Below are 26,001 nucleotides of genomic sequence, written 5' to 3'. Positions count from 1 at the left end.
GGGGCTCAGGCGTCACCCCTGCGCGGCGTGCACAGGGCCCAGATGATGAACGCGGACATCGCGATCATGATCACGGACCAGACCGGGTAGGCCGGCAGGGAGAGGAAGTTGGCGATGATGACGAGGCCGGCGATGCCCACGCCGACGACGCGCGCCCAGCCCGCCCCCTGGAACAGGCCCATGCTCACCAGCACGGCGGCCACGCCCAGGGCGAGGTGGGTCCAGCCCCAGCCGGTGAGGTCGAACTCGAAGATGTAGTTGCGGGTCGCAACGAAGACCTCGTCCTCGGCGATGGCCGCGATGCCGCGCAGTACGGCGAGGATCCCGGCGATCATGAGCATGATCGCCGCGAAGGCCGTCATGCCGGTGGCCCAGCCGCGCTTCGCCGTCGTGCGCCCGTGCGTGGGGTGTGTGGCAGCCATCCTGCTCCTCGATTCTGCTGGGTCCGGATCGGTCAGCGACAGGAAGCGGGGACCGGGACGCCCTGTGCGGCGAAGCCGCCGCGCGCCAGGTCCGCCGGACAGCCCGGCGAGCTCCTCGGCACCGCTGGGCCGGTCCTCGCGCCCCGGGAACCGCTCCTTGCGGTCCTTACGTCCCGGGGACCCGCCCGGCAGCGGTCCCCGTCCACCTCAGCCTGCCGGGGCACGAGCCGGACCGCCTCACCCGTGGCGGGTGATCCCTGTGCGGCGCGGGGGCGCTGAGGTGGTGGGACAGGCCTTGTGGGGCCCGGTGCCGGAGGCAGGACCGCGACCGAGAGGCGCGCGATGGACGATCCAGCGGAGCAGCCGCACCGGCGGTGGCCGGGACGGCAGCGGCGTGCGGCGGTCTCGACCCTCGTGCGTGCCGCGCTCGTGGCGGCCGGGCTCGTCACCGTCTACTACGTGCTGCCCCTGGACGGACGCGGCACGAGAGGCGATTCGGTGCTGCTGGCCTGCGGTCTGCTGCTGGTGGTCGTGGTCTTCTGGTGGCAGGTGCGGGCCATCGTGACCTCGCCCCACCCCCGGCTGAAGGCCGTCGAGGCCCTGGCCACGACGGCCGCGCTCTTCCTGCTGCTCTTCGCCGGTGCCTACTTCCTGCTGGAGCACACCACCCCCGGCTCGTTCAGCGAGCCGCTGACCAAGACGGACTCCCTGTACTTCACGCTCACGACGTTCACCACCGTCGGGTACGGCGACATCGTGGCCCGCTCGCAGACCGGGCGGGTGCTGACCATGATTCAGATGGCGGGCGGTCTGCTGCTGGTGGGCGTGGCGGCGCGGATCCTCGCCGGCGCCGTGCAGGCGGGGCTGCGCCGGCAGGGCCGGGAGCCCTCGGACGACTTCCCCACGCGGCGGAAGGACTGAGCCATGACCGTACCGAGCCCCTTCACGGCCTTCATGTCACCGGCCGAGCGGGCGGCCGCCGGCCGGGAGGCGCGGCGGCGGGTGCCGCGGTCCTCCCACGCCCGGTTCGAGGCGGGGCCGGACCGGTTCGACCCGGTCGACGTACTGGAGCACCAGTCGGCCACCCGCGTACCGGAGTTGGTGCCGCTGCGCTACGCCCGCATGCTGGAGTCCCCGTTCCGCTTCTACCGCGGCGCGGCGGCGATCATGGCTGCGGACCTGGGGGCCACCACGGACACCGGGCTGCGGGTGCAGCTGTGCGGGGACGCCCACCTGCTGAACTTCCGGCTGCTGGCCTCGCCGGAGCGCCATCTGGTCTTCGACATCAACGACTTCGACGAGACGCTCGCCGGGCCGTTCGAGTGGGACGTCAAACGCCTCGCGGCCAGCTTCGCCATCGCGGGCCGCGCCAACGGCTTCAAGACCGCTGAGCAGAACAGTGCGATCGAATCCTGTGTCCGGGCCTACCGGCGGCGGATGCGGGACTTCGCCGGGATGCGGAACCTGGACATCTGGTACGCCCAGGACGACGCCGACCACATGCGGGAGCTGATGGCCGCGTCGATGTCCAAGGAGGCACGGCGCCGCACCGCGAAGGCCACGGCGAGCGCCCGGACCCGCACCCACATGCAGGCCTACGCCAAGCTCACCCGGAACACGGCCGAGGGGCGGCGGATCACACCGGACCCGCCGCTGATCACCCCGCTGCGGGACCTGGTGGGCGACTCCCCGGAGCACGGACGGGAAAAGGAGCTGCGCGCCGTCCTGGAGGGATACGCCCGCAGCCTGTCGTCCGAGCGCCGGCATCTGCTGCGCCGGTACCGCCTGGTGGACATCGCCCGCAAGGTGGTCGGGGTCGGCAGTGTCGGCACCCGCTGCTGGATCGTGCTGCTGCTCGGCCGCGACGACGACGATCCGCTGCTGCTCCAGGCCAAGGAGGCACAGGAGTCGGTGCTCGCGGCGCACAGCGGCGGCGACCGCTACGACAACCAGGGCCGTCGCGTGGTGGCGGGACAGCGGCTGATCCAGACGACCAGCGACATCCTGCTGGGCTGGACGCACGCCGTGGGCCTCGACGGGCAGGAGCGGGACTTCTACGTGCGGCAGTTGCGGGACTGGAAGGGCATCGCCCAGCCGGAGACCATGGACCCGGGCCTGCTGCGGCTGTTCGGGCGGCTGTGCGGAGCGAGCCTGGCACGGGCTCACGCCCGCTCCGGTGACCCCGTCGCCATCGCGGCCTACCTGGGCGGCGGCGACCGCTTCGACCGTGCCCTCATGGTGTTCGCCCAGGAGTACGCCGACCAGAACGAGCGGGACTTCGCGGCGCTGCGGACGGCGGTCCGCTCGGGTCGGGTCCGCGCGGCGGCGCAGTGATGCCCTACCCGCGGGCGGCCCCGGGCAGACCGCGGGTACGCCCCCGTCCTGCCGGGGTCCGCTCCGGCGGGACGTTCGCTCCGGCGGGACGTCACGCTCTCACCCGCCGCCGGCGCACCCCCGGCGCGACCCGGGGTTCCGTGGAACCCACGGACACCACCCGCGTCACGCTCTCACCCGCCGCGGGCGATGCGCCCCCGGCGCGACCCGGGATTCCCTGGGGTCCACGGACACCACCTACGGAGCCGCACGGGTCCGGCCCGGGCGGCTCGGAACGGGGGTACGGCCATGTGCCGCTGGCTCGCCTACTCGGGCACTCCCGTGCTGCTCGACGACGTCCTCTACCGCCCTCAGCACTCGCTGATCGACCAGAGCCTGCACGCGCGGATGGGGGTCGAGACCACCAACGGGGACGGTTTCGGCGTCGGCTGGTACGCGTGGCATCTGCGCACCCCCGCCGTCATCCGCGACACCGGCCCCGCCTGGAGCAACCGCAACCTGAGGGAGATCGCCGACCACGTCCGCTCGCCGCTGTTCTTCGCGCATGTGCGTGCCTCCACCGGATCGGCCGTGCAGCAGACGAACTGCCATCCGTTCCGCCACGGGCGGTGGATGTGGATGCACAACGGGGCGATCGACGGGTTCCGCGAGATGCGCCGGGACCTCACGCTGGCCGTGGACCCGGGGCTGTTCGCGTCGATGGAGGGCACGACGGACTCCGAGGTGATGTTCCACGTGGCGCTCACCCTGGGGCTGGACGGCGACCCACCGGGCGCGGTGGCCCGGATGACGGGGCTGATCGAGCGGCTGGGCCGCGAGCACGGGGTGCCGCAGCCGCTGCAGATGACGGTCGCGGTGACCGACGGCGAGCGGGTGTGGTTCTTCCGCTACTCCAGCGCGGGAAAGTCACGGTCGCTGTACTACAGCAGCCGGGTGGAGGACGTGCGCGCCCTCCACCCCGACCTCGGCTTCCTGAACCATGTCTCCGACGAGACCCGGCTGGTCGTGTCGGAGCCGCTGGGCGATCTCCCCGGCGTGTGGAACGCCGTACCGGAGAGCACCTACGGTGTCGTGCAGCCCGGGCGGGACCTGCTGCGGCACTTCGAGCCGGAGCCCGTCTGAGCCCTGCCTTCGCCCGGCTCAGCGCAGTCGCGCGGCGAACGCCTCGTACGCCCGCTCGTCGAAGAGGACGAACCTGACCTCCTCGACGGTGGTGTCCGCTGCCCGGACGGTCTCGACCGCGATGCGGGCGCCGTCGTCCATCGGCCAGCCGTAGACACCGGTGGAGATCGCGGGGAACGCCACGGTACGGGCGCCGAGTTCACCGGCGACGCGGAGCGACTCGCGGTAGCAGGAGGCGAGCAGGCCGGAGCGGTCCTCGGTCGTGCTGTACACCGGGCCGACGGTGTGGATGACCCAGCGGGCGTCCAGGTCGCCCGCGGTGGTGGCGACCGCCCGGCCGGTGGGCAGGCCCTTGCCGAGGTGCGCCGCGCGGAGCCTGCGGCAGTCCTCCAGGATCGCGGGGCCGCCGCGACGGTGGATCGCCCCGTCGACCCCTCCCCCGCCCAGCAGCGAGGAGTTGGCCGCGTTGACGATCGCGTCGGCGCTCTCGCGGGTGATGTCGCCCCGGACCAGTTCGACGGCCGTCATATCTGCCTCAGTCGCTTCCAGACGGCCTTCGCCGCGTTGTGCCCCGACATGCCGTGCACACCCGGGCCGGGCGGGGTCGCCGACGAGCAGATGAAGACGGCCGGATGCGGGGTGCGGTACGGGAACAGCGTGGGCCTCGGGCGCAGCAGGAGCTGGAGGCCGGAGACCGCGCCGGAGGCGATGTCCCCGCCGATGTAGTTGGCGTTGCGGGCGGCCATTTCGGGCGGCCCCGCCGTGGCACGGGCCAGGACGCGGTCGCGGAACCCCGGGGCGAAGCGCTCCAGTTGGCGCTCGATGGCGTCGGTGAGGTCGCCGGTCCAGCCGTGCGGGACGTGACCGTAGGTCCAGAAGACGTGCTTGCCCGCAGGGGCCCGGGTGGGGTCGACGACGCTCGGCTGGACGGTGATCAGGAACGGCCGGTCGGGGGCCCGGCCTTCCCGGGAGGCCGCGCGCAGGGCCGATCCGATCTCCGCGCTGCTGGCGCCGACCTGCACCGTGCCGGCGGCGCGGGCCTCCTTCGCGGTCCAGGGCACGGGGCCGTCCAGCGCGTAATCGATCTTGAAGACGCCCGGTCCGTAGCGGTAGCCGCCGTAGTGGTTGCCGAAGCCGGCGATGCGGGCCAGGGCGGTGGGTGAGGTGTCGAAGACGTAGGCCCGGGCCGGCGGCAGGTCGTCGAGGCGCCTGACCTCGTAGTCGGTGTGAACGCTGCCGCCGAGGTCGCGCAGGTAGGCGGCGAGGGCGTCGGAGAGGGACTGGGAGCCGCCGCGGGCGACGGGCCAGCCGCGGGCGTGCGCCGCGAGGGCGAAGACCAGGCCGATGGCGCCGGTGGCGAAACCGCCGAGCGGTGCCATGACGTGGGCGACGAGCCCGGAGAACAGGGCCTTGGCCGGTTCGTCGCGGAAGCGGCGCATCAGCAGCGTCGACGGGGGCAGCCCGGCCAGACCGAAGCGGGCGAGGGTCACCGGGTCGCGGGGCAGGGCGGTCAGCGGCAGTGACATGAAGTCCCGGGCGAGGGTGTCCCACTTGGGCAGGAAGGGCTCGACGAGCCTGCGGTACGCGCCGGCGTCGCGCGGGCCGAAGGAGGCGGCCGTCTCGCCGACGGTCCGGGCCAGGACGGCCGCCGAGCCGTCCGGGAAGGGATGCGCCATGGGCAGCTCGGCGTGCAGCCACTCCAGGCCGTACCGCTCGAGCGGCAGGGCGCGGAACGCCGGGGAGTTGATGGCGAGCGGGTGGGCCGCTGAGCACGGGTCGTGACGGAAGCCGGGGAGGGTGAGCTCCTCGGTACGGGCGCCGCCGCCCACGGTGCTCCGGGCCTCGAAAACGGCGACGGAGAAACCGCGGCGGGCCAGCTCCACGGCCGCGGTCAGTCCGTTCGGCCCCGCACCCACTACGACGACATCGAGCATCGACGGCACCTTCGGACCCCTTCGTCAGCCGACGGCCACTGAGCCTCAGGATATGCCCGGAGACTGACAGTCACCGGCCGCAGGTGATTTCCGCTGCGGAAGGCCACTTCGCGGCGGCCGAAACGCCCACGTGCGCACACTGCGTAACCAACTGTGTGCGACACGCAACGGTATTCCGTACTCAGGCCCCGTCCGACAGCAGGCCCACCACTCTGCGGGCCGTGGCCGCGTCACGGGCGGCCGTGAAGGGCAGGGCGTTGCCGCCCTGGATGCGGAACGGGTCGCCCGCGAGGGTGAGGTGAGCGCCGCCCGCCTCCTCGACCAGGAGCAGACCGGCCGCGTGGTCCCATGCCGCTTCCCAGGAGAATGCCACCGCGTCCAACTCGCCGCGCGCGATGGCGAGATACTCCAGTCCGGCGGAGCCGCACGGGCGCGGTGCCACACCGTCGGCGCGCAGGCCGAGCAGGGCGTCCTTCTGCTCGTCGGTCGTGTAGTCGGGGTGGGAGGTGGCCACGCGCAGGTCCCGGCCGGGCTCCGGCACTCCGGCGAACAGCCGCTCCCCGTCGAGGTGGGCGCCCTTGCCCCGCTGGGCGAAGGCGAGCCGGTCGCGGGCGGGCGCGTACGTCCAGGACGCGAGCACGGTGCCGCGGTGGGCCAGCGCGACCAGGGTGCAGAACCCGGCCTCGCCGCGCACGAACTGGCGTGTCCCGTCGACCGGGTCGACGATCCAGACCGGGGCGTCGCCGCGTATCGCCTCGTACGACGCGGGGTTGGCATGCACCGCCTCCTCGCCGACCACGACCGAGCCCGGCAGCAGGGCGACCAGGGCATCGGTCAGGTACAGCTCGGCCTTGCGGTCGGCGTCGGTCACCAGGTCGTGCGGGCCGCTCTTCTGGTCGACCTCGTGCGCGGCGAGCCGGCGCCAGCGGGGCAGGATCTCGGCGGCGGCGGCCTTGCGGATCGCCTCTTCGACGTCGGAGGCGTGCTCTGCGAGAAACTCTTCGATGGTTTCGTTGCTGTCGATCACCCCTCCATGACAACACGGGCCACTGACAAGCCCTGCCCGGCGGGTGCACTCCGGATGGCATCGCGATGAACAGCGGGGGCGGCCGGGGCGCGGCCGGACGCCGATGCGCGCCACGCGCTCGCGCGTCTGCCGATCCCCGCCGGATCACCGGCCCACCGCGTACCCCTGCATCCCGCGCGGGTTCGCGGCCGCCGACAGCACGCCCGTCTCCGGGTCCCGTGCGACCACGCACAGCCGGCCTTCCGACCAGGGGCCGCCCACGGTCACGTCGTGGCCGCGGCGCCGCAGCTCCTCGACGACGGCGGGGGCGGTGCGGGACTCCACGGTCACGCTGCCCGGGCGCATGCCGCGCGGGTAGAAGGAGCCGGGGAAGCTGTCGTTGTGCCAGTTCGGGGCGTCGATCGCGCCCTGGAGGTCGGGGCCGCCGCGCACGGGGCCGCGCAGGGCGACCGCGAGGAAGAAGTGCAGCTGCCACTGGTCCTGCTGGTCCCCGCCGGGCGTGCCGAACGCCATCACGGGCACGCCGTCGCGCAGGGCGATCGAGGGCGTCAGGGTGGTGCGGGGGCGGCGGCCGGGGGTGAGGGAGTTCGGCAGGCCCTCCTCCAGCCAGGTCATCTGGAGCCGGGTGCCGAGCGGGAAGCCGAGTTCGGGTACGACGGGGTTGGACTGGAGCCAGCCGCCGCTGGGCGTGGCCGAGACCATGTTGCCCCAGCGGTCGACGACGTCGAGGTGGCAGGTGTCGCCGCGGGTGGTCCCGTCGGAGAGGATCTCCGGCTCGCCCGGCACGGGGGACGCCGGGCCCTTGGCGACGGTCGGTTCGCCGGCACCCAGGGCGTCGAAGCCTTCCTGTGCGACGGCCGCCACGCGCGCGTGCGCGCACAGCCGCGGGGTGCGCCCGCCGGGGCTGCCGGGCCGCAGGTCGTTCTCGGCCCGCTCGCCGACGAGGGCCCGGCGGGGCGTGTTGTACGCGTCGGACAGCAGGTCGTCGAGGGGCACATCGGCAGCGTCGCCGTACCAGGCCTCCCGGTCGGCCATGGCGAGCTTGCAGTTCTCCACCAGGAGATGGACGTAGTCGGCCGAACCGTACGGGGGCAGTTCGGCCGGGAGCAGGGCGAGTTGCTGGAGGAGGACCGGACCCTGGCTCCAGGGGCCCGGCTTGCACACGGTCCAGCCGTTCCAGTCGTACGTCGCCGGTGCCTCGTACGTCGCGGACCAGGCGGCGAGGTCGGCGGCCGCGAGGGTGCCGGTGTGGTGTTCGCCGCTGGTGTCCCTCGTGGGGCGCCCGGCCTGGCGGACGAGGGCGTCGGCGATGAAGCCGGTGCGCCACACCTGCCGGGCGGCCTCGATCCGTGCCTCCCGGTCGCCCGCGCCGGCGGTCTCGGCGAGCAGGCGCTTCCAGGTGGCGGCGAGAGCGGGGTTGGCGAAGAGCTCGCCGGGGCGCGGCGCCTTGCCGCCGGGGAGGTAGACGTCCGCCGAGGAGGTCCACTCCGTCTCGAACAGCTCGCGCACGGTCTCGACGGTCTCGCCGACCCGCTCCACGGGTGCGTGTCCGTGCTCGGCGTAGCCGATGGCGTACGCCAGGACGTCGTCGAGGGACTTGGTGCCGTGGTCGCGCAACAGCAGCATCCAGGCGTCGAACGCGCCCGGCACGGAGGCGGCGAGCGGCCCGGTGCCGGGGACGAGATCCAGTCCGAGGCCCTGGTAGTGCGCGACGGTCGCGCCCGCCGGTGCGACGCCCTGCCCGCACAGCACCCGCACCTCGCCACCGGCCGGGGCGAGCAGGATCGGCACCTCGCCCGCCGGGCCGTTGAGGTGCGGCTCGACGACGTGCAGCACGAACGCGCCCGCCACGGCTGCGTCGTAGGCGTTGCCGCCGCTCTCCAGGACGGCCATCGCCGACTGCGAGGCGAGCCAGTGAGTGGAGGACACCATGCCGAAGGTGCCCTGGAGGGTGGGGCGGGTGGTGAACATACGGCCTCTCACCTCGCTGTTTACGTGTACCGGCCCGGACGATGGGCACCCAGCACGGGTGCTGGGGGAGAATCTGGGGAGTTTGCGCCAGGGACCTCCTCCCGCTCCCCCAGAAGGCTATCGATCGCCTTGACGTTCCGGACCGGAACGCAGTGGGTCCACCTGCCGCAGAAGTACGGCAACTGGCGAGGCGCCTGCAACCGGCTGCCGATGTGGGCCATCGACGGCTTGCGGGCCCCGGCCGCGTGCTGTGTTCGTTCTCATGGGGGACGACTCCGCACTGAGCCGCCAAGCCGGCAACGTTTTCCAAGGTCCGGCCCGATCCGGGTCATTACTGAGTCAAGCCTCTTGCAGGTGCTGGAATCGCAGGGATCATGACCACATGCACTGGGCATTGGTGGGGGTGGCCGTCGTCTGCGTGACGGTCATGGCTGCGGGAGGTGTCGCGGCCGTCCTTTGGCGGTGGGTACCGCCGTTCGGCCGCGACCGGGCGCTGCGGCCGAAGCTGTGGGGCGCCGGGGTCCTGATGAGCGCCGCCGGTCTCGGCCTCTTCATGTTCCTCGGGCCGCTGGGCGCCGAAGACCCGGCGGTGAACTTCGCCGTCCCGCTTGCCGGGATGGGGATCAACTTCGCCGGGCTCGCCGTCCAAACGCTCGCCCGGCGCCCTGGACGCGTCACCTGATGTTGCGCCGGCTCTCCGTGGGCGAACGGCCGACCGCTTGATGCGGTGCCTGGGTCCGCTGCGCCTGGGGCCGGTGGGCCAGGTTTGAGCGACGCAGATCGCTTCTCATGCCGAGGCCGGAGGTCCACGGTTCAGCAGCCCTCGCGGGATGCGGGAAGCTGCGGAGGAACTACGAGTGATCATCGGGTCCGCCTGTTCGAAGGGGAACGCAGGCGGGGGTCTGCTCCGGCCGTCAGGATCGCGGGGCCCACGGGTCGTGCTCCGTCGGATCAGGCTGTTCGGGGTGGAGCATCTCTCGGACGCAGCGCTGCAGTCCCGTCTCGCTGGATCCGCCCGCGGCGGCCATCCAGGGCAGGTCGTCCATGGCGTGGGCACGCTCGTCGGTGGCGAGGTCGTCGACGGCTGCGCGCAAGTCGTCAGGGGCGGGTTCGTCGGTGAGGCAGAGCCAGCCGATCGCGGCGGCCAGCAGGGCCTCGGGCACTTGCGTTCGGTCCCGCCAGCGCTCCCGCATCCACACGGTGGTCGGCGGGTGGGGGTGGGCGCGGGTGGCTTCGGCTGTGGCGAAGACCAGGGCGGCGTGGACGATCGGGTCCTGCTCGGCGTCGAGCCGGGTGCGGAAGGCGGCACAAACCGCGCGGTCGAGGTCGGTGGCGGCGGCCAGTGCGTAGGCGGCGCGGATCCGGATCGCGGGGTCTGGGTCATGCAGAAGAGGCGTCAGGAGGATGGCGTCGGCGGTGATCGCGCCCCGGGCGGCGACAACCGACCAGCCCGCCGGGTAACCAGTCACCTCGACGCCGTAGTCGCCGTAGAGGTCGTCGTACTGGGGCTCGGCGCGGTGGCGCAGCAGTTCGCCGCGGGAGGCGACGCCGAAGTAGCGGGCGCGGGCCGGGGAGGAGACTTCAGCGAGCGCGTCGGCACGGTAAGGGTGGCGGGGGTCGGTAGCGATCCGGATCAGAAATGGCACGGCGAGTACGGCGGCGGCCCGCATGTCATTGGCGCACATACCGCTCACAACACCCGTTCCGGTGCGAACGGGCGAGCCACTGGTGTGGAGCAGGTGGATGGCCTCCCTGACGTGATCCCCCTGCGGGAAGTTCTCCCAGGGGACTTCGTGGAGCAGGAATCCGTCCTTGACCTCAGGCCGTATGGCGGCCACCACCGCACGCACATCGAACGGCCCGCCCACGAACGAGTACAGATCTGCCCCGTCCGTCAACGCCCGGCACATCGCGAACGTCGGATCGGTTCGCCACTCGCCCACGCCACGTCACCCCACCGCTGAGTCCCATCGGAGTAGATCATGTCCGAGCGGACCGACATCGCTTTCGAGGCACTTCCCTTGCGCGGCATCCACCCCTCCGAGGTCAAGCCCACCACCGTGGTGCGATCACCGGAGCACACCTGGTGCGCCCCTGGTCCGGGCTGGCGCGAGGTTCAAGGATGGGATCCTGATCGAGCGCCAAGAGCAGGCCGCGTAAGCGGGAGGATGAGCCACCCCTCCCCCATCCACCCTCGGAACAAAGGTGATCAGACATGGTTCCTCGGATCGGCGACCACGTAATCGTCTCCTGTGAGCCGGCAGCCGCTCGGGTGGTTGGGGTAGATCGCTACATCACGCTGGAATGGCCATGGAGAGCGATCGACAATTCCTCCAGTTTCCGATGGAACGGGCAGGTCGCACTCCCGCACGGCGAGTCCCACGAGGAATGGAGCCCATTTCGTCTCGAGCCGGCACCTTCCACCCTCCGCGATGGACACGTTTGCGCCGTGTCCATCCCGCCGACCAGGCTCTACGTGGGGCACTACGAGGAGTACCACCCTCCACGCAACCTCGGCTGGGCTCCCGCGCCCACCGCAGGACTTTACGTCGTACCACCGGAGCGGATGGACGTAGACATGGAGTACGCGGGGTACATGCTCTACCTGGGCGGATCTGATCCCATTCGCGTCGAACCACTCAACGACTGACCCGACACGTCGGTCTCCAGCATCACGCAGCCGAAGTACACCGGGGCAAGGGAGTTGGGTTGCACAGCAGCCACCTCCTGCACCGACCCGCGCCCCGGCGCCACGGCCGGTGCTCGACCGCGCCCTGCGCCCACTGGAGGTGACGGAACGCCACGGCGTGCCGCTGCGCGTGCCGTCATAAGAATCGCCCTGCACACCAAGGTCCCGCGCCGGCCGCGTCGAGGAGTACGAGGCGGCGCACCAGCGGTACCGACCTGTTCCACGTCCTGAGGTCGGGGACTTCGCCGCTGGGGGGCTCCCTCCCCTTCGCTGCCCCCACCCGCGCGACGTCGATCACAGTCGGCGGCTCGGCCGACTCCGCGCCGACGTGAAACCGCAGGTCAAAGTTCGAATGTCCTGAGGTTATGGATCTCCGTCATGTCAGGCATTGGACGCATGCCACGCAGGGTCACAGTCTGGAACGAGCCCCGGTACCGACATTCTGAGGAGTCATCATGGGCACAGAGAGGAGCACCGTCGACGGTGTCATCCGGACGAGCGCGCGCGGACACTCCGTTCTGAACAGTCCGCGTCTGAACCGGGGTACGGCCTTCACCCGGCGGGAGCGGCAGGAGCTCGGGCTGACCGGCCTGGTGCCGCCGCAGGTCCTGACGCAGGACCAGCAGGCCGCCCGCGCCTACGCGCAGTTCCGGTCCCAGCCCGACGACCTCGCCAAGAACGTCTATCTGACGGCACTGCGCGACCGCAACGAGGTGCTCTTCCACCGGCTCCTCGGCGACCATCTCGCCGAGATGCTGCCGATCGTGTACACCCCGACTGTCGGCACGGCGATCGAGCGCTACAGCTACGAGTACCGCCGCCCGCGCGGCGTGTACCTCTCGGTCGACGACCCCGAGTCCATCGAGAGCTCCCTGCGCGCCTCCGGGCTGGGCGCCGACGACGTCGACCTGATCGTGGCGACGGACGGCGAGGCGATCCTCGGCATCGGTGACTGGGGTGTGGGCGGTATCGACATCGCGGTCGGCAAGCTCGCCGTCTACACGGCCGCCGCCGGCGTGGACCCGGCCCGCACCCTGGCGGTGATGCTGGACGTCGGCACCGACCGGCAGGAGCTGCTGGACGACCCGCTGTACCTGGGCAACCGGCACCCGCGCGCGGACCGGGACCGCTACGACGCCTTCGTCGACGCCTACGTCGCCGCGGCCACGAAGCTGTTCCCCGACGCCCTGCTGCACTGGGAGGACTTCGGCTCGTCCAACGCCCGCCGCATCCTGGACCGCTACCGCGAGAAGACGCTCACGTTCAACGACGACATCCAGGGCACCGGCGCCGTCAATCTGGCCGCCGTGCTCTCCGGCGTGCGCGCGGGCGGTGCCGCACTGCGCGACCACCGGGTGGTGCTCTTCGGCGCCGGAACCGCCGGCATCGGGATCGCCGAGCAGCTCCGCGACGCGATGATCGCCGACGGGCTGACGCCGCGGGAGGCCGCGGAACGCATCTGGGCCGTGGACCGCCACGGCCTGCTGACCGAGGGCCAGCAGGGGCTGCGGGACTTCCAGACGCCCTTCGCCCGTGGCCGCGCCGAGGTCGCCGGCTGGCGGCACGACGAGAACCTCGGTGGCGTGCCGCTGGCCGAGGTCGTCGACCGGGTGCGCCCGAGCGTCCTGATCGGCACCTCGGGGCAGGGCGGCGCCTTCACCGAGGACATCGTCCGCGCCATGGCCGCGCACACCGACCGTCCGGTCGTCCTGCCTCTGTCCAACCCCACGCGGCTGGCCGAAGCCGTCCCCGCCGACCTGCTCGCCTGGACCGGCGGCCGGGCCCTGATCGCCACCGGCAGCCCCTTCGAGCCGGTGGAGACGGACGGCGTCACCCACCACATCGGACAGGCGAACAACGCGCTGGTCTTCCCCGGTCTGGGGCTCGGCACGGCCGTCGCCCGGGCCGAGCGGATCACCGACGGCATGCTGGTGGCCGCGGCCCGCGCCATCGCGGACCAGACCGACCCCGCGGCACCGGGCGCGCCGATCCTGCCCCCGATCGACCGGCTGCGCGACACGTCCGTGGCGGTGGCCGTGGCCGTGGCCCGCGCCGCGGTCGCCGACGGCGTCGCCCGGGAGAGCGCCGACGAGACGATCGAGGAGCGCGTCCGCGCGGCCATGTGGCATCCGGTGTACCCGCCGATCGAGGCCGTCTGACGGGCCTCCGCCCGGGTACCGCTCCCCACCCCCAAGGGGGCGCCGACCGGATTGTCTCGGCTCTCTGACATACCGTCACCGGCCCCCACGGTCGCGCCTCCGCCTTGCTTCAAAGGATTGACGCAGTCATGTCTTTCGCCGAGATCTTCACCGTCGTGGTGCCGGTCTTCCTCCTCATCCTGGTCGGCTACGGCACCGGCCGCCGGGCGCTCTTCGACGCGGGCGGTGCCCAGGCACTGCGCGAGCTGACCATGCAACTCGCGCTCCCTGCCGCCCTGTTGCTGAGCATCTGGCAGACGCCACGGCACGTGCTGGTCGAGCAACTGCCCCTGGTGAGCCTGCTGGCGTTCGGGTTCCTCGCCGTGTACGCCGTCCTGCTGGGCGTGCTGCGCCTCGCGGCCCGCCGGCCGCTGAGGCGGGCGGCCCTGTTCGCGCTGGCGTGCGTCCAGCCGCAGTACGCCTTCATGGGCACGTCCATCCTGGGGGGCCTGTTCGGGACCGCGGAGGCCGCCGTGCCGATCGCCGTCGCGGGCATCATCGTCAACGTCGTTCTCGACCCGGTCGTCCTGATCCTCCTCGGCATGCCGGAACATGCGGAGCCCCGGACGGTCACCTCCAAAGCGGCGGCCCCCACGCGGCGGCCCGTCCTGGCGGCCGTCGGCGGGGGTGCGCCCGAGGCGGCCGCCCGGCCGGCCCCCGCCGAGTCCGGGTCGCCCGGCCCCCGCCCCTCCGTGCTGCACACCGTCGGGCACGCGCTGCGCGAGCCGTTCTGCTGGGGCCCCGTACTGGGCCTGGTGCTGTCGGTCGCGGGAGTCGGTGTACCTCAGATCGCCGACTCCGCGCTGAGTCTGCTCGCGGGCGCCGCCTCGGCGACGGCCCTGCTGTACGTCGGCGTCTCCGTCGCCCGGATCGGCCGGCCCGCGCTGTCCCCCGCCGTGTGGGCGGTCTCCCTCACCAGCGTGGTCGTCCTGCCCCTGCTCGTCTACGGGACGGGGCTGCTCCTGACCTCCGAGGCGGTCGCCGCCCAGGCCGCGCTGATTCTCGCGTTCCCCGTCTCGCCCGTCCCCCTGATGTTCGCCGCCCGGCACGGCTCGGCCGAGGACGTGCGGACCATCGGCTCCGCCGTCGTACTGAGCCTGCTCCTCTCCTTCGTCACCCTGCCCCTGCTCATCGAGCTGGTCGGCTGACCTCGGCCGGGGCGGCACTGCCGGCCCCGACCACCTCGCGCGCTCCGCACACCGGACTCCAGCCGACCACCCCGAAGGGACACGGCCTCATGACATCAGCCGCAGACCCGCGACCGGACCGTCCGCGCCGCCCGTCGCGGCCGTGGTGGCCGCGCTCCGTTCTCGGCCGCCTGCCCGGGTCCCTGCCCTTCGCCGCGGCGGCGCGGGGGGCCGTCGCGCTCGCGCTGCCCCTGCTCGCCGGGCTCGCCACCGGGTGGGTCGTGCTCTCGGCGATCGCCGCCATCGGCGCCCTGTGGGGGGTGAGCCAGGACGGTTCCGATCCGTACCGGGTCCGGGTGCGGCGGCTGGGCTGGACCGGGGTGTCCAGCGCGCTCGGCCTGCTCGCCGGTGAAGTCGCCCTGCGCAGCGGGGAACCGGCGGCGGTGGCGGGGTGTCTGGTGGCGGCCGCGCTCGTGGCGGGCGGTGTCGGCCTGCGCGGGCGGATCGCGTCCGTGTCGGGCATGCACCTGCTGCTCGGCGTCACGATCGGCAGTGGCATCCCCGTGCCGGGGCCGTGGTGGCAGCCGCCGCTGGCGCTGCTCGCCGGTGTCGTCCTCGTCCTCGTGCTGTCCGCGGCGCCCTGGCTGTGGCGTCGGCACCACGTCGAACGGGCCGCCGTGCTCGCCGTGTACCGGAGCGCGGGCGAGGCGCTGACCGCGGCGGGTACCGATGCCGCCGAGGAGGCCCGCAGGCGGATGACGCTGGCCCTGAACCACGCCCACGAGGTGATGGCCCCCCATCTCGCCCCGCGCGGGCGGCGGCAGCGGGAGGACACCGGGGACCTGGTCCGGGCGTTCCACTACGCCGTGCGGCTGGGCGAGGCCGTGACGGCGGTGGTGTGGGAGGGCCGTGCGCTTCCGCCCGCCCTGACCCGCGTACCGCGGCACCTGGCCGGACGTCTGCTGCCGGGCCGGCTCGCGGCCCCGGAGGACCGTGCGGCGCAGGCGGCACCGGTGAGCGGCTCACCGGGCAGGCGCGCTCTGGCCGAACTGGTCACCGCCGTGGACGGTGAACCGGACGGGGCCGACCTGGAGTTGCGTCTGCCGGCGCACGACGGGCCCGGGCGGGCGGCGCGGGTGCGGTACGCCCTGCTGCTGGCCGGGTGCGTGCTCGCCGCCCATGTGCTCGCAGAGGTGTTGCACCGGCCTCGCGGTTACTGGCTGCCCATGACGGTGGCCTTCGTCTACAAGCCCGACTTCGGGCCGCTGTTCCCGCGGGCACTGCACCGGTGCGTCGGCACGATCGTCGGGGTGGCCGCCATCGGGGCGGTGTCCGCGGCGGCCACCGGTACGTACGCGGTTGTGGGCGTCGTGGCCGTGTTCGGCGCGCTCATGGCCATCGGCGTGCGGCACCACTACGCGCTCGCCACACTGGGCCTGACCGCCGTCGTGTTCGTGCTGCTCGACCTGCTGGGCGACCACCGTCCGTTGTACGGCACGCGGGTGGTGGACACGGCGCTGGCGTCCGCGCTGGTGCTCGTCGCGCACTTCGCGGTGTGGCCGGACTCCGCCGCCCACCGCGCCGAGGCGCAGACCGAGGCCGCCGTCGCCGCCGCACGGCGCTACCGAGACGCCGCAGCGGAAGCGGGCCCGGTGCAGCGGCAGTCGCTGCGCCGTGCCGCCTACCACCAGCTGGCCGAGGCGCGCCGCACGGTCGCTCACGCCCGGCGGGAACCGGCCCGCCGTGGGCGGCCGCTGCCCGACTGGGAGAGCGCGATCACGGCGGCCGAGCAGCTCTGCGACCGGGTGACCGGGCAGGTGGTCGCCGACGAGGCGAGCCCGACCCGGTAGCGGGGCCCGGCCCGGTGCCGGATTCCAGCCCGGTGCCGGATTCCAGCCCGGCAACGGCCTTTGCCCGATAGCAGATCTCGGTCCGGCAGCGGGCCCGGTCCGACAGCGGGCCCCGGTCCGACAGCGGGTCCCAGCTCGGTATCGGAACCCGATCGGGCAGCGGGTCCCGGCCCGGGTGTCAGTTCACGTCCGGCGTGCGGCGCGATCCATGCCGTCGCCGCCTGGGTTCATCAGCGACCCATGACGGGGAAGAATGGCACCATGGATCTTCAGGTGCTGCGTTCCTTCCAGTCCGTCGCGGAGGGAACGACGGTGACCGACGCCGCGACAGACGCCGGCATCACCCAGCCCGCCCTGTCACGGGCCCTTGCCCGGCTGGAGGACGAGGTCGGCGCCGAGCTCCTGCAGCGCGTCGGGCGGGTGCTGCGCCTCACCCCGGCGGGCCGGGTGTTCAAGGAGTACGTCGACGGGGTGCTCGACAACTACGACCGGGGCCGGCGAGCCGTGGCCGAGATGGTCCACCCCGACTCGGGTGTGGTGTCGCTCGCCTTCCTGCACACCCTGGGCACCTGGCTGGTCCCCCAGCTCGTCACCGACTTCCGGCGGACCTTCCCGCAGGCGCAGTTCGAGCTGCACCAGGACGGCGAGATGGGCCTGACCCGGCACCTCCTGGACACGACCGCCGATCTGGTCATCACCAGCAGCGACCCCGGCCACCCCCTCATCACGTGGCGGCGTCTGCTGGTGGAGCCGCTGCGGCTGGCCGTCCCGTCCCGGCACCGGCTGGCCAGGCGCCGCCGGATCCGCCTGGCCGAGGTGGCCGACGAGCGGTTCATCCTGCTCAAGCAGGGATACGGACTGCGTGACATCACCGCGGGACTGTGCCGCGAGGCCGGCTTCACGCCGGTCATCGCCTTCGAGGGCGAAGAGGTGGAGACCCTGCGCGGTCTGGTCGCCGCGGGGCTGGGGGTGTCCCTGATCCCGTCGTCACCGGAGGTCACGGCGGCCTCCGAGTCCCCGATCCGCTACCTGGAGATCACCGACGTACGGGGCGCCCGGGACATCGGCATCGCCTGGCTGAGCTCCCGCGCCGTGCCGCCGATCACCCGGCGCTTCCTCGACCACGCGCTGCGGACGTCGACCGTGGAGTGAATGTCCCTTCCTGTCGCGGGAAGTTGGGGCATGTCCGGCCTTGTCCCGGGCGACGCCGACCGGTTGCGCCCGGCGCAGCGCGACGGCGCCGACACGCACGGTGTTCCACACAACGTGTGGGGGAGGCGGCACTTCCGCAGCACAGGGACGCATGTGACACTGTCGTCCCGTCCGCCGTGCGGACCCGTTCCGCACCGTCCGTCCCCACCTGAAGGGCGCCGTGCGTTCCCTACCTCTGCCCCTGGCCCTGACCGCCCGTCTGTCCCCGGTGGTGGTGCTCGCCGCGGTGGGCTGGGCGCTGTCGTCCGGTCCGCTCGCCGCGCCGCAGGCCGCCGAGCACAAGCCCGCCGAGGAGAAGACCGAGACCCGCTCGCAGTCCGCCCCGTCCACGTCGACGGTGCCGAAGGCGTACTCGACCGCGCCCGCCCCGTGCGAGAGCGTCGCCAAGAAGACCATCGAGGCGCTGGTGCCGGGCGCCAAGACGGCCGGCAAGGAGATCCCCTCCACGGACTCGCAGCTGCGCCGCACCTGCTCATGGAACGCGCTCAAGGGCTACGACTACCGCTGGCTCGACGTGTCCTACGAGCTCCTGGAGTCGGACGAGGCCGCGCAGAAGTCGTACCGGGCGCACACCGAGAAGCAGAGCGGCGGCGGGGCGGTACCCGGTCTGGGGGACAGCGCGTACTCCGTGGTGAACCTCACGACGGAGGACAAGCAGGAGACCCGCGAGGGCGTCGTGTTCGCCCGCGCCTCCAACGCGCTGGTGACGATCACCTACAACGGCAGTGACTTCGAGTCGAAGAAGGCACCCAGCACGGACACGATCAACAAGGGCGCGATCAAGGCCGCGAAGGAAGCGGTGGCCGCGCTGGAGAGCGACAAGGACTGAGCGCCCTCCAGCGCGCCGGTCTTCCTCAGCGGGTGCTGCGGCCCCGGGTGGCCATCAGCGCCAGGTACAGAATCATCGAGGTGCCCAGGCCCACGGCCCAGCCGTAGTCGGCCAGATCGGCCAGCGCGGGAATGGGACGGCCGTCGGTCAGCGGCTTGAAGCTGGCGCCGCCCACGGCGAGGACACCGCCGACCGCGAAGGCGACGACGGCCCGCCAGTTCCAGCCGCCCTCGTACCAGTACCGGCCACCCGGGCGGTACAGGTCGGCGAGGTCGAGGCGGGCCCGGCGCAGGATCCAGTAGTCGGCGATGAGGATGCCCGCGACGGTGCCGAGCAGGCCGCCGACCAGGCCGAGCCAGGTGAAGATGTAGCCCTGCGGGTCGGAGTAGAGCTTCCACGGGAAGATCAGCACACCGAGGACGCAGGTGGCGAGGGCGCCGGCCCGGAAACTGATGCGCCGGGGTGCGATGTTGGAGAAGTCGAACGCCGGCGAGACCAGATTGGCCGCGACGTTGACGGAGAGCGTCGCCACCAGCACGGTGACCAGTGCGAAGAGCAGGCCCACCGTGTTGTCGGTCTTGGCCGCGAGCTGTACGGGGTCCCAGATGGCCTCGCCGTAGACGGCCTGGGAGCCGGAGGTGACCATCACCGACAGGAAGGCGAACAGGGTCATGGTGGTCGGCAGGCCGAGGGCCTGGCCCCGGGTCTGTGCCTTCTGGCTCCTGCCGTAGCGGGTGAAGTCGGGGATGTTCAGCGACAGCGTGGACCAGAAGCCGATCATGCCCATGAGGGCGGGCGCGAACAGCTTCCAGAAGTCGGCGCCCCAGCCGAGCTTGGAGGGCTGGTCGAACAGCGGGCCGAAGCCGCCCGCCTTGTCACTCATCCACCACAGCATCACGAACGCGCCGACGAGCACGAAGGGCGCCGCCCAGTTCTCGAAACGGCGGATGGTCTCCATGCCCCGGTAGATGATGACGACTTGGAGCGCCCAGAAGATCGCGAACGACAGCCACATCGTCCAGGCGTAGCCGCCGACCTTCGCCGCGTCCGTCCAGCCGGTGCCGATGAGCTTGCCGGCCAGGAAGTAGATCGCCTCGCCGCCGATCCAGGTCTGGATCCCGAACCAGCCGCAGGCCACCAACGCCCGTACGACGGCGGGCAGGTTGGCCCCGCGGATGCCGAAGGAGGCCCGGGCGAAGACCGGGAAGGGTATGCCGTACTTGGGCCCGGCGTGGCCGGTGAGCAGCATCGGTATCAGCACGATCACGTTGGCCAGGGCGATGGTGAGCACCGCCTGCTTCCAGTCCATGCCGACGGCGATGAGCCCGGAGGCGAGGGTCCAGGAGGCCGTGTTGTGGGCCATGCCGACCCACAGGGCGGAGAAGTTGTAGGTGGTCCAGGTGCGCTTCTCGACCGGGACCGGCAGCAGGTCCTCGTTGGCGTAGGGGCCGGTCGGTGCGGGGGCGCCCGGGGCGATTTCCACCCGGCCGTCGGCGAGGGTGACTTGGGTGGTCGGCGGTGGTGCCGTGGGAGCGGTATCGGTCATGGGCCGGGCCAATCAGGGGAGGCGGGACGGGAAAGGCCGTGCGGTGAGCCGATGGGGGGTGCGCTCGGGAGCGTCCTGGGCCCCCTTCCCGAGCCGCTGGGAAGGGGGAGTTCACAGGGGGTGGGGCAGCGTAGGTCAGCCGTTGACGGCCGGGATCACGTGGGATCCGTAGGCCTCGATCACGGCCTCCTGCGCGTCGTGCATGTCGTAGAGGGCGAACTGGTCCACGCCGAGCGCGCGCAGCGCCTCCAGCTTCTCGATGTGCTTCTCGACCGGGCCGATCAGGCAGAACCGGTCGACGATCTCGTCGGGCACGAACTGGGTGTCCGGGTTGCCGGCGCGGCCGTGGTGGGAGTAGTCGTAGCCCTCGCGGGCCTTGATGTAGTCGGTGAGTTCGTCGGGGACGGCGGCCGAGTGCTCGCCGTACTTGGAGACCAGGTCGGCCACGTGGTTGCCGACCATGCCGCCGAACCAGCGGCACTGCTCGCGCGCGTGGGCGAGCGCCTCGGGCGAGTCGTCCTCGGTGACGTACGCCGGTGCGGCCACGCAGATGGTCACCTCGGCGGAGTCCCGGCCCGCGGCGACGGCCGCGTCCTTCACGGCCTTGACCATGTACTCGGTGAGATAGAGGTCGGCCAGCTGGAGGATGAAGCCGTCCGCCTCCTCGCCGGTCATCTTCAGGGCCTTGGGGCCGTACGCGGCCATCCACACCGGCAGTTCGGCGCCCTGCTCGATCCACGGGAACCGGACGACGGTGCCGCCGCCGAGGTCGGCCTCCCGTCCGCTGCCGAGGTCCCGGATGACCTTCATGGCCTCGCTGATGCGGGCCAGGGTGTTGGGTTTGCGGCCGGCCACCCGCATCGCGGAGTCGCCGCGGCCGATGCCGCAGACCGTGCGGTTGCCGAACATGTCGTTGAGGGTGGCGAAGGTGGAGGCGGTGACCTCCCAGGTGCGGGTGCCCGGGTTGGTCACCATCGGCCCGACCTTCAGGGTCGTGGTGTTGGACAGGATCTGGCTGTAGATCACGAACGGTTCCTGCCACAGCACGGCGGAGTCGAAGGTCCAGCCGTACGTGAAGCCGTTCCGTTCCGCGCGCTTCATCAGGCTGATCACCCGCGAGGCCGGCGGGTCGGTCTGCAGGACGAGTCCGAAGTCCATCTGCGCCGCTCCTAGTTGAGGTACTGACAGGTGGAACGCGGGGTGAACACGCCGTGCCCGGCGTGGCCGGTGTACTCCCGCTCGGTGATGACCGGTTCGCCGCGCGAGAGGACCGTCTCGACCCGGCCGGTGGTGCGTTTGCCCTCGTAGGCCGAGTAGTCGACGTTCATGTGGTGCGTCTCGGCGGACATGACCTGCTCGGCGTGCGGGTCGTAGATGACGACGTCGGCGTCGGCGCCCGGCGCGATGGTGCCCTTCTTGGGGTAGAGGCCGAACATCCGGGCCGGGGTCGCGCAGGCGATCTCGATCCAGCGGCGGCGCGAGATGTGCCCGTCGACGACCGCCTGGTGGAGGAGGTCCATACGGTTCTCCACGCCCGGCAGGCCGTTGGGGATCTTGGAGAAGTCGCCGCGGCCGAGGTCCTTCTGGCCCGTGAAGCAGAAGGGGCAGTGGTCGGTGGAGACGACCTGGAGGTCGTTCGTGCGCAGGCCCCGCCACAGTGCGGCCTGGTGCTCCTTCGGCCTGAGCGGGGTGCTGCACACGTACTTCGCGCCCTCGAAGTCCGGTTCGGCGAGGTTGTCGGTGGACAGGAACAGGTACTGCGGGCAGGTCTCGCCGAAGACGTTCAGTCCCTCGTCGCGGGCCCGGGCCAGCTCGGCGACCGCCTCCGTCGCCGAGACGTGAACGACGTACAGGGGTGCGCCGGCCACCTGCGCGAGTTTGATGGCGCGGTGGGTGGCCTCCGCTTCCAGGAGGGCCTTGCGGACCTCCCCGTGGTAGCGCGGGTCGGTCTCCCCGCGCGCCAGCGCCTGCTCCACCAGCACGTCGATCGCGATGCCGTTCTCGGCGTGCATCATGATCAGGCCGCCGTTCTCGGCGGAGCGCTGCATGGCGCGCAGGATCTGGCCGTCGTCGCTGTAGAAGACGCCCGGATAGGCCATGAACTGCTTGAAGGAGGTGACGCCCTCCTCGACCAGGTGGTCCATCTCCTTGAGGGTGTGCTCGTTGACGTCGGAGACGATCATGTGGAAGCCGTAGTCGACGGCGCAGTTGCCGTCGGCCTTGGCGTGCCAGGCGTCGAGTCCCTCGCGCAGGCTGTGGCCGACGCTCTGCACGGCGAAGTCGATGATCGTGGTGGTGCCGCCCCAGGCGGCGGCGCGGGTGCCGGTCTCGAAGGTGTCGGAGGCGAAGGTGCCGCCGAAGGGCAGCTCCATGTGGGTGTGGGCGTCTACGCCGCCGGGGATGACGTACTTTCCGGTGGCGTCGATCGTGCGGTCTGCGGTGAATGTTTCGGCGGCGGGTGTCCCCGTGGCTGCGAGGGCGGCGATTCGGCCGTCCTCGATCAGGACGTCGGCGTGGATCTCGTCGGATGCGGTGATGACGAGGCCGCCGCGGATGACTGTACGGCTGCTCATGTCGTGATCGCTCCTCGCTGTGGGTCGGTGCGGGTCGTCAGTGGCTGATCGCGCAGTTCCCCGCGCCCCTGAGGGCACGTCCCCCACGGACGTCTCACGGTGCTGTCAGTGGTCCGTACGCGCCCGGTGCCCGGTCCCGGTAGAACTGCCAGCGGTCGCGGACCTCTCGGAGTTTGGCCATGTCCAGGTCGCGGACGACCAGTTCGGGCTCCTTGTCGCTCGCCACCTCGCCGACGAACTGGGCCTCCGGGTCCACGAAGTACGACGTGCCGTAGAAGTCGTTGTCGCCGTACTCCTCGACTCCGACCCGGTTGATCGCGCCGACGAAGTACTCGTTGGCCACGGCCGCCGCCGGCTGCTCCAGCTGCCAGAGGTAGCCGGACAGGCCGCGGGAGGTGGCCGACGGGTTGAAGACGATCTCGGCACCCGCGAGGCCCAGGGCGCGCCAGCCCTCGGGGAAGTGGCGGTCGTAGCAGATGTAGACGCCGACCTTGCCGACGGCCGTGTCGAAGACGGGCCAGCCGGAGTTGCCGGGACGGAAGTAGAACTTCTCCCAGAAGCCCCTGACCTGGGGGATGTGGGTCTTGCGGTACTTGCCGAGGTAGGAGCCGTCCGCGTCGATGACGGCGGCGGTGTTGTAGAGGACGCCGGGCTGCTCCTCCTCGTACATCGGCAGCACCAGGACGATGCCGTGTTCCTCGGCGAGTGCCTGGAAGCGCCGGACGATGGGGCCCTCGGGGATCTGCTCGGCGTACTCGTAGAAGGCCGGGTCCTGGACCTGGCAGAAGTACGGCCCGTAGAACAGCTCCTGGAAGCACAGGACTCGAGCGCCCTGAGCGGCCGCGTCGCGGACCGCCTGCTCGTGGACCTGGATCATCGATTCCTTGTCGCCCGTCCAGGCGGTCTGGAAGACGGCGGCACGGATCACTTGGCTCATCGGGACCTCCGGTCGCTCGGTGTGCCGTGAGCCTAGGAAGTCGCGCGGTCGTCTTTGAGTTGCAGCGTGTCACGTCCGAGGGCGTGCGGCGTGCCACCGTGTCACTCTTTCGGGGTCCCATGTTTCACCGCCGTTTTCCCAGGTGGTCGCGTGTTTCACTGCTGTTGCGCGTCGTGCGCGAGGAGTGCGATGTGCACCGAGGCGGCCTGCTCGAAGTCGTCGAGGTCCACCCCGAGCCGGACCTGTATGGCCTCCAGGCGGCGGTAGAGGGCGGGCCGGGAGACGTGGTGGAGCTGGGCCGTGCGGGACTTGTTGCGGCCGGTGGCCAGGTAGGTGCGCAGGACGGACAGCAGGTCCTCGTCACTCTCGCGCAGCAGCCCGTCCAGCTCCCGCTCCGCGAAGGACTGCACGTGCGGGTCGTCGCGCAGCAGCCGGATCAGGCCCCGCAGGTGGACGTCCTTCAGGCGTACCACCGGTGGGAGGTCGAGGACGGCGGAGGAGTCGGCCACGGCGTCCGACACGTGCTGCGCCTCGCGCAGTCCGGTGGGCACGTCGTCCCAGGCGGCGCGCGGTTCCGCCGCGGCGACGACCGTGTGGTCCGGGCCGGACTCGGTGCGCAGCCGGGTCGCGAAGTGCGCGGCGAGGGCGCCCGCGTCCTGGTCCCGGGGGACGCTCAGCAGCACGGCGGTGGCCCCGTCGGCCAGTTCGGCGACCAGTCCGGGCAGGCCCAGCAGCCGCAGGAGGCGTTCGAGCCGGGCGGGGTCGCCGTCGCGGACGACCAGCGGCACGAAGGTGCGCCGGTTGACGGGCAGCCCGGCGGCGCGGGCCCGGGGCAGCAGTTGCCGTGCCGGTACGACGCCGCTGACCAGGTCGGTCAGCAGCCCCTGCGCGGACTGCTCCTCCCAGGAGCAGGTGGCGCCGCCGCCGAGCATGCGGTGCAGGACGAGGGCCTCGGCGGCGCGGTCGGCCAGCAGCCGTCCGGTGGCGGTGTCGCCGCGGTAGCCGCACAGCACGATCCGGCCCCAGCGTTCCCCGCGTCCGCCCAGTTCGGCCCGGATCCAGCCGTCACCCTCGGTGCCGCCGGCCTGCCGCGCGATGCGCTCCCAGTCGCGCAGCACGTCGTCCACCGCGGGCCGCTCCCCCGCCGTGCCGAGGACACGGTGGGCGAGGTTGGTGACGACGACCGGGCAGGCGCTGTGCCGGGCGACCTCGTCGAGCAGGCGTTGCAGCGGGGCGCCGGCGGTGATGAGGGCGGTGAGTTCGGTGCGGACGGCCTCGGAGAGGCTGACGGCGGCGAACTTGCGCCGCACGAGCCGCGACTGGACCTCCTCGGTCAGGTCGGCGAAGGGGAAGGGACGGTGCAGGACGACCATCGGCAGTCCGCAGCGCTCGGCCGCCCTGCGCATCACGTCCGGGGCCGCGGGGAAGGCACGGCCGAGTCCGAGGACGACGGCGGCGGCCTCGGCGCGGTGCAGGGAGCGGACGTATTCGGCCTGTTTCTCCTCGTCGCCGGCGAGCAGCACGCCGGTGGTGAGGACCATCTCGCCGCCGCTGAGCATCACACCGACGTCGGCGGCCTCGGCGACGTGCACCCAGCGCACGAGCCGGTCGAGATGGCCCGCGCCGGCCACCACCTCGGGCTCCCCGGCCAGTACCCGCTCCAGGGTGAGGACCTGCCGCACCGACAGGGCGGGCTCCAGGGAATCCAGGGTGATGGTCATGGCGGGTCCCTTGCTCAGTGCACTGCTACTGGATGCTCCTCAGAGCGTTCTCGAGGATCGCGGCGCCCTCCTCGGCCTCCGCGACGTTGAGGGACAGCGGCGGGGCGACGCGCAGCGAACTGGTGTTGTGGCCGCCGCCCTTGCCGATCAGCAAGCCTCCCGCGCGGGCCGCCTCCAGGACGGCCGCCGCGGTCTGCGGATCGGCTTCGTCGGTCCCGGGTTTGGTGACCTCGATGCCGATCATCAGCCCCCGGCCGCGCACCTCTCGTACGGCCGGCACGTGCGCGGCGACGGCCCGCAGCCGCTCGATGAGCAGTCCGCCGACGCGCCGGGCGTTGCCCTGGAGGTCGTGTTCCAGCAGGTAGTTGAGGTTGGCGAGGCCCGCCGCCATGGTGATCTGGGTGCCGCCGAAGGCCAGCAGCGCTCCCTCACCGCGACGCGGATGAACGGGGCCGGTTACGACGTGCGCATGGAGCTCGCCGGGGAGCGCGACCAGATCGTGGTCGGCC

At 72.1% G+C, this 26,001-nt stretch carries 22 protein-coding genes; 10 read left to right on the top strand and 12 right to left on the bottom strand.

What is annotated here, in order from left to right; translation table 11 throughout:
- Positions 1-5: 5 nt before the first annotated feature.
- Positions 6-422, bottom strand: coding sequence for a DUF7144 family membrane protein (locus ABT116_RS12880; RefSeq protein WP_351631723.1), 417 nt, complete (start codon positions 420-422; stop codon positions 6-8).
- Between the two features lie 342 nt (positions 423-764).
- Here ABT116_RS12880 and ABT116_RS12875 point away from each other — a divergent pair, with 342 nt between their 5' ends.
- From ABT116_RS12875 to ABT116_RS12865, 3 genes are all read left to right on the top strand, one after another.
- On the top strand, positions 765-1,343 hold the full coding sequence (locus tag ABT116_RS12875) for a potassium channel family protein (protein WP_351631722.1): 579 nt from the start codon (positions 765-767) through the stop codon (positions 1,341-1,343).
- Positions 1,344-1,346: 3 nt separating this feature from the next.
- Complete coding sequence (locus ABT116_RS12870) at positions 1,347-2,756, top strand: DUF2252 domain-containing protein (protein WP_351631719.1); 1,410 nt, start codon at positions 1,347-1,349, stop codon at positions 2,754-2,756.
- 288 nt (positions 2,757-3,044) lie between these two features.
- Complete coding sequence (locus ABT116_RS12865) at positions 3,045-3,878, top strand: class II glutamine amidotransferase (protein WP_351631717.1); 834 nt, start codon at positions 3,045-3,047, stop codon at positions 3,876-3,878.
- An 18-nt stretch (positions 3,879-3,896) separates the two neighbouring features.
- Here ABT116_RS12865 and ABT116_RS12860 read toward each other — a convergent pair whose 3' ends face one another.
- The 4 genes from ABT116_RS12860 to ABT116_RS12845 form a co-directional block, all read right to left on the bottom strand.
- Positions 3,897-4,406, bottom strand: coding sequence for an O-acetyl-ADP-ribose deacetylase (locus ABT116_RS12860; RefSeq protein WP_351631714.1), 510 nt, complete (start codon positions 4,404-4,406; stop codon positions 3,897-3,899).
- Positions 4,403-5,812: a phytoene desaturase family protein gene (locus ABT116_RS12855; protein WP_351631713.1), complete on the bottom strand. Its 1,410-nt coding sequence runs from the start codon at positions 5,810-5,812 to the stop codon at positions 4,403-4,405. Before ABT116_RS12855 ends, ABT116_RS12860 begins: the two co-directional genes overlap by 4 nt.
- 181 nt (positions 5,813-5,993) lie before the next feature.
- On the bottom strand, positions 5,994-6,839 hold the full coding sequence (locus ABT116_RS12850) for an inositol monophosphatase family protein (protein ID WP_351631710.1): 846 nt from the start codon (positions 6,837-6,839) through the stop codon (positions 5,994-5,996).
- Between the two features lie 144 nt (positions 6,840-6,983).
- The gene (locus ABT116_RS12845) at positions 6,984-8,810 is read right to left on the bottom strand and encodes a gamma-glutamyltransferase family protein (RefSeq protein WP_351631708.1); all 1,827 of its coding nucleotides are present in this window, start codon (positions 8,808-8,810) and stop codon (positions 6,984-6,986) included.
- 382 nt (positions 8,811-9,192) lie between these two features.
- On the opposite strand from ABT116_RS12845, the gene ABT116_RS12840 reads away from it, so the two are divergent.
- A complete protein-coding gene (locus ABT116_RS12840; RefSeq protein WP_351631705.1) occupies positions 9,193-9,492 on the top strand; it encodes a hypothetical protein in 300 nt (99 codons plus the stop codon).
- 232 nt (positions 9,493-9,724) lie between these two features.
- Here ABT116_RS12840 and ABT116_RS12835 read toward each other — a convergent pair whose 3' ends face one another.
- Entirely contained in the window at positions 9,725-10,753 is a 1,029-nt protein-coding gene (locus ABT116_RS12835) for a hypothetical protein (protein ID WP_351631703.1), read from the bottom strand.
- Positions 10,754-11,259: 506 nt separating this feature from the next.
- On the opposite strand from ABT116_RS12835, the gene ABT116_RS12830 reads away from it, so the two are divergent.
- The 6 genes from ABT116_RS12830 to ABT116_RS12805 all read left to right on the top strand — a co-directional run bounded on the left by ABT116_RS12830 (position 11,260) and on the right by ABT116_RS12805 (position 18,715).
- On the top strand, positions 11,260-11,460 hold the full coding sequence (locus tag ABT116_RS12830) for a hypothetical protein (protein ID WP_351631700.1): 201 nt from the start codon (positions 11,260-11,262) through the stop codon (positions 11,458-11,460).
- Positions 11,461-11,954: 494 nt separating this feature from the next.
- The gene (locus ABT116_RS12825) at positions 11,955-13,658 is read left to right on the top strand and encodes an NAD-dependent malic enzyme (protein WP_351631697.1); all 1,704 of its coding nucleotides are present in this window, start codon (positions 11,955-11,957) and stop codon (positions 13,656-13,658) included.
- Positions 13,659-13,786: 128 nt separating this feature from the next.
- Positions 13,787-14,845: an AEC family transporter gene (locus ABT116_RS12820; RefSeq protein WP_351631696.1), complete on the top strand. Its 1,059-nt coding sequence runs from the start codon at positions 13,787-13,789 to the stop codon at positions 14,843-14,845.
- Between the two features lie 89 nt (positions 14,846-14,934).
- Positions 14,935-16,674, top strand: a complete 1,740-nt coding sequence (locus ABT116_RS12815; RefSeq protein WP_351631693.1) for an FUSC family protein — start codon at positions 14,935-14,937, stop codon at positions 16,672-16,674.
- 240 nt (positions 16,675-16,914) lie between these two features.
- Positions 16,915-17,826: a LysR substrate-binding domain-containing protein gene (locus tag ABT116_RS12810; RefSeq protein WP_351631691.1), complete on the top strand. Its 912-nt coding sequence runs from the start codon at positions 16,915-16,917 to the stop codon at positions 17,824-17,826.
- 220 nt (positions 17,827-18,046) lie between these two features.
- Positions 18,047-18,715 (top strand): hypothetical protein, encoded by a 669-nt coding sequence (locus tag ABT116_RS12805; protein WP_351631689.1) that lies wholly within the window; start codon positions 18,047-18,049, stop codon positions 18,713-18,715.
- A gap of 25 nt (positions 18,716-18,740) precedes the next feature.
- Here the strand turns inward: ABT116_RS12805 and ABT116_RS12800 are convergent, their stop codons facing one another.
- The 6 genes from ABT116_RS12800 to ABT116_RS12775 form a co-directional block, all read right to left on the bottom strand.
- Positions 18,741-20,261: an NCS1 family nucleobase:cation symporter-1 gene (locus ABT116_RS12800; protein ID WP_351631686.1), complete on the bottom strand. Its 1,521-nt coding sequence runs from the start codon at positions 20,259-20,261 to the stop codon at positions 18,741-18,743.
- A 135-nt stretch (positions 20,262-20,396) separates the two neighbouring features.
- The gene (locus ABT116_RS12795) at positions 20,397-21,419 is read right to left on the bottom strand and encodes a TIGR03842 family LLM class F420-dependent oxidoreductase (RefSeq protein WP_351631684.1); all 1,023 of its coding nucleotides are present in this window, start codon (positions 21,417-21,419) and stop codon (positions 20,397-20,399) included.
- An 11-nt stretch (positions 21,420-21,430) separates the two neighbouring features.
- A complete protein-coding gene (gene hydA / locus ABT116_RS12790; protein ID WP_351631681.1) occupies positions 21,431-22,834 on the bottom strand; it encodes a dihydropyrimidinase in 1,404 nt (467 codons plus the stop codon).
- A 94-nt stretch (positions 22,835-22,928) separates the two neighbouring features.
- The gene (locus ABT116_RS12785; protein WP_351631678.1) at positions 22,929-23,771 is read right to left on the bottom strand and encodes a nitrilase-related carbon-nitrogen hydrolase; all 843 of its coding nucleotides are present in this window, start codon (positions 23,769-23,771) and stop codon (positions 22,929-22,931) included.
- A gap of 155 nt (positions 23,772-23,926) precedes the next feature.
- The gene (locus ABT116_RS12780; protein WP_351631675.1) at positions 23,927-25,492 is read right to left on the bottom strand and encodes a PucR family transcriptional regulator; all 1,566 of its coding nucleotides are present in this window, start codon (positions 25,490-25,492) and stop codon (positions 23,927-23,929) included.
- 25 nt (positions 25,493-25,517) lie between these two features.
- Positions 25,518-26,001: aminotransferase class III-fold pyridoxal phosphate-dependent enzyme (locus ABT116_RS12775; protein WP_351631672.1), on the bottom strand; the 484-nt coding region annotated here is incomplete at its 5' end.

Origin of the sequence: Streptomyces sp. NPDC002130 (assembly GCF_040296465.1) — a bacterium.
Lineage (GTDB): Bacteria > Actinomycetota > Actinomycetes > Streptomycetales > Streptomycetaceae > Streptomyces.
This window is presented reverse-complemented; position numbering and strand designations above follow the sequence as displayed.